This is a genomic window from Thermostichus sp. OS-CIW-33 (assembly GCF_054059615.1).
The window spans coordinates 74,423-81,266 of sequence record NZ_JBSSCH010000011.1 but is presented as its reverse complement, the minus strand read 5'-3'; the positions used below and the strand labels follow the sequence as shown (position 1 = coordinate 81,266).

Annotated in this window: 5 protein-coding genes; 4 read left to right on the top strand and 1 reads right to left on the bottom strand. The window is 60.7% G+C overall.

The features are described 5' to 3' along the window. The first annotated feature begins 282 nt into the window (after nt 1-282). From ACVWZG_RS09735 to ACVWZG_RS09720, 4 genes are all read left to right on the top strand, one after another. Nucleotides 283-2,106, top strand: coding sequence for an ABC transporter ATP-binding protein (locus ACVWZG_RS09735; RefSeq protein WP_457406770.1), 1,824 nt, complete (start codon nt 283-285; stop codon nt 2,104-2,106). Between the two features lie 166 nt (nt 2,107-2,272). After that, nucleotides 2,273-3,025, top strand: coding sequence for a response regulator transcription factor (locus tag ACVWZG_RS09730; protein WP_414342492.1), 753 nt, complete (start codon nt 2,273-2,275; stop codon nt 3,023-3,025). 84 nt (nt 3,026-3,109) lie between these two features. Beyond that, on the top strand, nt 3,110-5,242 hold the full coding sequence (gene argZ, locus ACVWZG_RS09725; protein ID WP_011431917.1) for a bifunctional arginine dihydrolase/ornithine cyclodeaminase: 2,133 nt from the start codon (nt 3,110-3,112) through the stop codon (nt 5,240-5,242). A 68-nt stretch (nt 5,243-5,310) separates the two neighbouring features. Continuing rightward, nucleotides 5,311-6,177 (top strand): SAM hydrolase/SAM-dependent halogenase family protein, encoded by an 867-nt coding sequence (locus ACVWZG_RS09720; RefSeq protein ID WP_457406767.1) that lies wholly within the window; start codon nt 5,311-5,313, stop codon nt 6,175-6,177. Here the strand turns inward: ACVWZG_RS09720 and ACVWZG_RS09715 are convergent. Continuing rightward, a complete protein-coding gene (locus tag ACVWZG_RS09715; protein ID WP_457406765.1) occupies nt 6,124-6,576 on the bottom strand; it encodes an Hsp20/alpha crystallin family protein in 453 nt (150 codons plus the stop codon). The two genes, ACVWZG_RS09720 and ACVWZG_RS09715, sit on opposite strands and share 54 nt — an antisense overlap. Nucleotides 6,577-6,844: the final 268 nt, after the last annotated feature.

The following is a 6,844-nucleotide window of genomic DNA, read 5'->3' as shown; positions in this document are numbered from 1 at the left end:
GTTGGGCAGCAATTCGTACTTGAAGGCTTGAAGTCGTTGCACCGCTCAATCGTATTCTTGGCCTATGCGTGATGACAACGATATTCACATGGCCGGCACTGCGTTTTTAAAGGGCGTCGGCTATGGTCGGCGCTATCCTTCCCTGCCCTGAAGGACGGGGCTTGCCGCGCCTTTTGGTCAGCGGTGCGGAGCACTTTGGAGGCCAAGGCGGGGGCGGTAGTCTATAATCCTGCCAATTCCCCTAATGCGTTCGCGCCAGCGGTGCGGAGCACTTTCGTCGCCATGACTGAGGCTGTCTCTACTGCCGATTCTGCCTTGCTGACCGTACAAGGGCTGCGGGTTTTCTTGCCCAGCCGTGCAGCTGGCGAGCCCTCGGGATCCCCGGTGGTGGACGGGCTGTCTTTCCAGATCGGGATCGGCCAGACCTTAGGCCTGGTGGGGGAGTCGGGATCCGGCAAAACCATGACCGCCCTGACGCTGATTGATCTGCTGCCCAGCTCGGCCCGGGTGGAGGGCAAAATCCTCTTCAAGGGCCCCAACGGAACAGTGGACTGGCTGCAGTTGGATCCCCGGCAACGGCGGCGCTATCGCGGATCCCAGATCGCCATGATTTTCCAGGAGCCGAGCACCGCCCTCAACCCCCTCTACACCTGTGGCCAGCAGTTACAGGAAACCTTGAGGGCCAACACCTCCCTGAGCCCGGCGGAGATCCGCGCCCAAGCCATTTGCCTGTTTGAGGAGGTGCAGCTTTCTCCCCAGATGCTGGAGCGCTACCCTCATCAGCTCTCCGGCGGCCAAATCCAACGGGCGGCCATCGCCTGTGCCATCGCCTCCAATCCCCAACTGTTGATTGCCGATGAGCCGACCACCGCTCTAGATGTTACGGTGCAAGCGGAAATCCTGCGCCTGCTCTGGGAGCTGCAGCAGCACCGGCAGATGGCCATCCTCTTCATCACCCACGATCTCAATTTGGTGGCCGAACTGGCAGATCAGGTGGTGGTGATGCGCCGGGGCCAAGCTGTGGAACAGGGATCGGTGGAGCAGATCTTTCGGGATCCCCAGCATCCCTACACCCGCGGCCTGTTGGCCTGTCGCCCGGTGTTGGAGCGGCGGTTGCGGCGGTTGCCCACCGTCCAGGATTTTCTGGAAAAAGGGGGATCCCCAGAGGAGCAGTGGCAGCAAGTGGAGATCCCAGCTGCCGTTCGCGTAAGCGGGACGGAGTCCTTAGAGGAAGAACGGCTGCGCCGGCTGTACAGTCAGCCCCCCCTGCTGCAGGTGCGGGATCTGCGAACCCACTACGCCGTCCGTCGAGGGCCATTTGGCCGCCAGGTGGGCGAGATCCGAGCTGTGGATGGGATCAGCTTTGACCTCTACCCCGGAGAGACCTTGGGGCTGGTGGGAGAGTCCGGCTGCGGCAAAACCACCCTGGGGCGAACCCTGTTGCGCCTGGTCCGTGCCAGCTCTGGCCAGGTGATCTACGACGGCGAGGAGCTGCTCCGCTTGCCGCCCCAACGCTTACGTCGTCTCCGCCGCGAGATTCAGCTGATCTTTCAGGATCCGGCAGCCTCACTGGATCCGCGCATGAGTGTGGGAGCCAGCGTCATAGAGCCAATGGCCCTGCACGGGATTGGGAGAAATGCTGCTGAGCGACGAGCACGGGCCCAACGCCTGTTTGAACGGGTAGGGTTGGATCCGGAAGCGCTGGATCGCCTGCCCCACCAGTTTTCCGGAGGACAGCGGCAGCGGATCTGTATTGCCCGCGCCCTGGCCTCGGAGCCCCGCCTGATCGTCTGCGATGAGGCAGTGTCTTCCCTGGATGTCTCCGTGCAGGCCCAGGTGCTGAACTTGCTCAAGGATCTGCAGGAGGAACTGGGGTTGGCCTACCTGTTCATCTCCCACGACCTGAGCGTGGTCAAGTTCATGAGCGACCGCATCATGGTCATGAACCGGGGCCGCATCGAAGAGCTTGGCCCCGCCTCCCAGATCTACCAGCAGCCGCAGCAGGACTACACCCGCCGCCTCATCGCCGCGTTCGCGCCAGCGGTGCGGAGCACTTCCCCCAAAGGGAATCCGAAAAAACGCACCCATTTGCCCCAAACGGGTTGAAAAGTTTCCCCTGCATCCGGCTCCGGGCTGGGCAACCCTGCGGGTTAACTTCGCAGTAAGATTTGCAATGAGGCTAAAATTAAGTAAACTTCCAGTCGTAAAGCTTCGGCTCTTTGTTAGCACATTTAACAAAACGTTTTATCCGCAGTTTGGGCTGCAACCGGCTATGGCTCGCATACTCATTATTGAGGACGACCCTTCGATTCTGGATATCCTGCGCATCAATCTGGAGTTGGCGGGCTACGAGGTTGTGAAGGCCACCGATGGGGTGCGCGGACAAGCACTGGCTCTGCAAGTTCTCCCCGATCTGATCATCCTCGACCTGATGCTGCCCCAGGTAGATGGCCTGACCGTTTGTCAGCGCTTGCGGCGGGAGGAGCGCACCAGCGAGATCCCGATTTTGATGCTCACCGCCCTCGGCCAAACCCAGGACAAGATCGAGGGCTTTAATGCCGGTGCCGACGACTACCTGACCAAGCCTTTTGAGGTGCAGGAGCTGCTGGTGCGGGTGCGGGCCCTGCTGCGTCGCTCAGACCGGATCCCACAGGCGGCCAAGCATGGGGAGATCCTCACCTATGGCCCTCTCACGCTGGTGCCGGAGCGCTTCGAGGCGTTGTGGTTCGGCAAAACGATCAAGCTCACCCACCTGGAGTTTGACCTGCTCCACTGTCTGATGCAGCGACATGGGCAGACCGTTTCCCCCAGCGAAATCCTGCAGGAGGTGTGGGGCTACGAGCCCGACGACGACATCGAGACCATCCGTGTTCACATCCGCCACCTGCGCACCAAGCTGGAGCCGGATCCCCGCCACCCCCAGTACATCAAAACCGTCTATGGGGCGGGCTACTGTCTGGAGTTGCCCAACATTGCCGATCCCAGCCCACTGCAGCCAGAGCTGGCGAAAGATTCCCACAAATAATGATTCTTTCATGATTCTTGAGGATGCTGCTCACGCAACTGCTAATCTAGGGGATGCCCTGCTGCAGATTGCGCTCTGAGATCTATGCCTGGTGCCATTCGGTATTTGATGTGCCCACCCGATCACTACGAGGTGGACTATGTGATCAACCCCTGGATGGTGGGGAATGTTCACCGCTCTTCGCGAGAACGGGCGCTGCAGCAGTGGCAGGCTCTTTATCGGCATCTCTCGCAGCGGGCGGAGGTGAAGCTAATCCAGCCGGTGCCGGGATGGCCGGATATGGTGTTTACGGCGAATGCTGGGCTCATCCTGGGATCCAAGGTGGTGCTGAGCCGTTTTTATCACCCAGAGCGGCAGGGGGAACAGCCCCATTTCAAGGCTTGGTTTGAGGAACAGGGCTACACCGTCTATGAGCTGCCGCCGGCCCTGGCTTTTGAGGGGGCGGGAGATGCTCTGTTGGATCGGGCAGGGCGCTGGCTGTGGGCGGGCTACGGCTTTCGCTCCATGTTGGAGTCTCACCCCTACTTGGCCAAGTGGCTGGGGATCGAGGTGTTGTCCTTGCGGCTGGTGGACGAGCGGTTCTACCACCTAGACACCTGCTTTTGCCCCCTCTCCGAAGGCTATTTGCTTTACTATCCACCGGCTTTTGATGCCTATTCCAACCGCTTGATCGAGATGCGGGTGCCCCCTGAAAAGCGGATCCCGGTTCAGGAGGCGGATGCCATTCACTTTGCCTGCAATGCCGTGGATGTGAACGGCACGATCTTGGTGAATCGGGTCAGCCCAGAGCTGGAAGCCACCCTACAGGAGCGGGGATTTGCGGTGGTGCAGACGGAGCTGACGGAGTTCCTGAAAGCCGGTGGGGCGGCCAAGTGCCTGACGCTGCGCCTCGACGAGACGGTGGCTCCCCAAACCGATCCGGTGGCCACGGTGCTCAGCCGGACGGTGACCCTCCAGGGACACTTGGTGGACAGCGACCTGCTCACCAGAGCCGTCGATTGCATTGTCGACAATGGCGGCAGCTTCCAGATCCTCAAGTTTCAGCTTGGGGAAAAACGGCAGAGCACTTCCACGGTGGAACTGGCCGTTTCCGCTCCCACCGAAGAGACCCTGGATACCATTCTCAGCGCCTTGATCGAGCAGGGGGCCCGTCTCTCGGAGGAAACCCAGCAAGATGCCCGTCTGGAGCGGGTCGAGAAAGCAGGGGTAGCGCCCGACGATTTTTATGTCACCACCATCTATCCCACGCAGGTGCGGGTGGCCGGCCAGTGGATCCCGGTGCAGCGGCAGCGCATGGATGGGGTGATCGTGGTCAAGGGATCCGATTGCAATGGCAAGACGGAGTTTTCAGCCTATTGCACCCTGATTCGAGATTTGCAGGTGGGGGATGCCGTGGTGTGTGGGGTGGAAGGGATCCGCACCGTGCGCCAGGCCAGCAAAGAGCGCTCTTCCCAGGAGTTCACCTTTATGGGATCGGGGGTCTCCAGCGAGCGGCGGGTGGAGATCCTGGTGGAGCAGATTGCCTGGGAGCTGCGGCAAATCAAGGAGCGGGGCGGCAAAACGGTGGTGGTGGCAGGGCCGGTGGTCATCCACACGGGCGGTGGATCCCACTTGGCCACCCTCATCCGCGAAGGCTATGTGCAGGCGCTGCTGGGGGGCAATGCCATTGCCGTTCACGATTTGGAGCAGAATCTCTACGGCACCTCGCTGGGGGTGGATCTGTCGCGGGGCACGCCGGTCAAGGGCGGCCACAAGCATCACCTCAAAACCATCAACCTCATCCGCAAGTACGGCAGCATCCGGGCCGCAGTGGAAGCGGGCGTGATTACCGGTGGGGTGTTCTACGAGTGCATTCGCGCTCAGGTGCCCTTCTCCCTGGCGGGATCCATCCGCGACGATGGGCCGCTGCCAGATACGGAGATGGATCTGATCAAGGCCCAACAGGATTATGCGCGGCTGCTGCAGGGGGCCGACATGGTGCTGATGCTCTCCAGCATGTTGCACTCCATTGGAGCCGGGAACATGACGCCTGCCGGGGTCAAGCTGATCTGCGTGGACATTAACCCGGCAGTGGTGACCAAGCTGGCCGATCGGGGATCCCTGGAGTCGGTGGGGATTGTTACCGATGTGGGCCTGTTCTTGAGTTTGTTGGTGCAGCAGTTGGCGCGTTTGGGGCAGGTGTATGAGCGCCCGCAACCTGCTCTTGCTGCCCGCTAGCCACCCCATCCATAAGCGCTGTTATCTTTTGGGATCCTTAAACTGGGATCCTCAAGCCTCAAAAGGGTATGCCTTTTATTAGCCTGTTGACGGATTTTGGCCTGCAGGATCCCTATGTGGGCATTATGAAAGGGGTGATTCATACCCTTTCCCCACAGGCTCAACTCATCGACCTCAGCCACGAGATCCCGCCTCAGGATGTGGCGGCGGCTCGCTTTGCCCTGATGACGGCCTACCCCTATCTGCCGTCGGGCACCATTCACCTGGCCGTTGTGGATCCAGGGGTGGGGAGTAGCCGCCGGGCGGTAGCCATCCAAACCGAGACGGGCTTTTTGGTTGGCCCTGACAATGGCCTGTTCAGCGGCGTTTTGGCCCAAACTCCGGCGCTGGCTGCTGTGGAACTCAACCGGCCCCGCTATTGGCGCACCCCCTCTCCCAGCCGCACCTTTCATGGGCGGGATATTTTTGCCCCGGTTGCCGCTCATCTGGCCAACGGGATCCCTTTGGCGGAGCTGGGGGATCCCCTAGACGTAGCAGAACTAACCCGCTGGGAGTGGCCGCCACCCCAGATGGAGACCAACGGCTGTCGCGGCCTGGTCCAGGCCATCGACCACTTCGGCAACGGCATCACCAACCTGCCCGGACAGTGGGTGGAAGGTCGAAGCTGGAGCGCCTGGATCAAAGGGATCCCCGTCCGCTCCGTGGCCACCTTTGCTGAGGGAGAAGTTGGGGAAGTGCTGGCCCTGGTGGGCAGCTCCGGCTGGGTGGAGATCGTGCAAAACCGAGGCAATGCCAGCCGGGCGCTGGATTTTAAGGTGGGAGATGAGGTGCGCGTGCAGTGGATCCTCACCCCCAGCCCCTCTCCCGAAAAGAGGGGGATCCTAGGCAGGTTGGCTTTCCACCGTCACGGCTTCCATCGGAGTAGTGGGGTTTGAGGCGCCCACTTGGACTTTGATCACCCGCGCTGCGTCGGCTTTGGGCAGAGTGAGGGTGAGGATGCCGTCGCGATAGGTGGCCGAGACTTTCTCCGGCTGGATGCGGCGGGCCAGCTTGAGGATGCGTTGAAAAGGTTGGGGCTCCACTTCTTGGTAGCGCAATTCAGCACCTTCAGGGCCGTGAACCTGGATCTCGCCGCTGATGGAGAGCTGTTGAGCCGTGGCCTCGATGTGGAAGCGTTCCCGATTGGCACCGGGCACCCACAACTGGACGGTGTAGGCTTCGCCGCTCTCCCAAACCTGCAGAGGAGTGGGCAGGAAGGAGCGAGAGCGTCCCCGGTTGGGCTCCGCTTGCAGAGCTTGTACCTCGAAAAGCGGGCTGAAGTAAAGAGTTGCCATAGTGTCTCCTAGGGTAAATAGGCTAAGTCATCAATGGAGTTGAGGGAAGCGAAGAGATCTCGGCAAAGAAGGCTTGGCCTGCACTTGGGATTTGAATTCACAAAATCCTGCTCTGATCATCCAAGAAAGCCATCCCAGCGAGGGAGGGCAAACCGATCTGCGATAGGCAGGATCCCCTCACCTCATGGGGAAGAGGGATGAAAACAAACAGGGCAATCCAATGGTTCACTCGAAACATTTTGCTCAAAACAGAATGGGGTAGATGTGA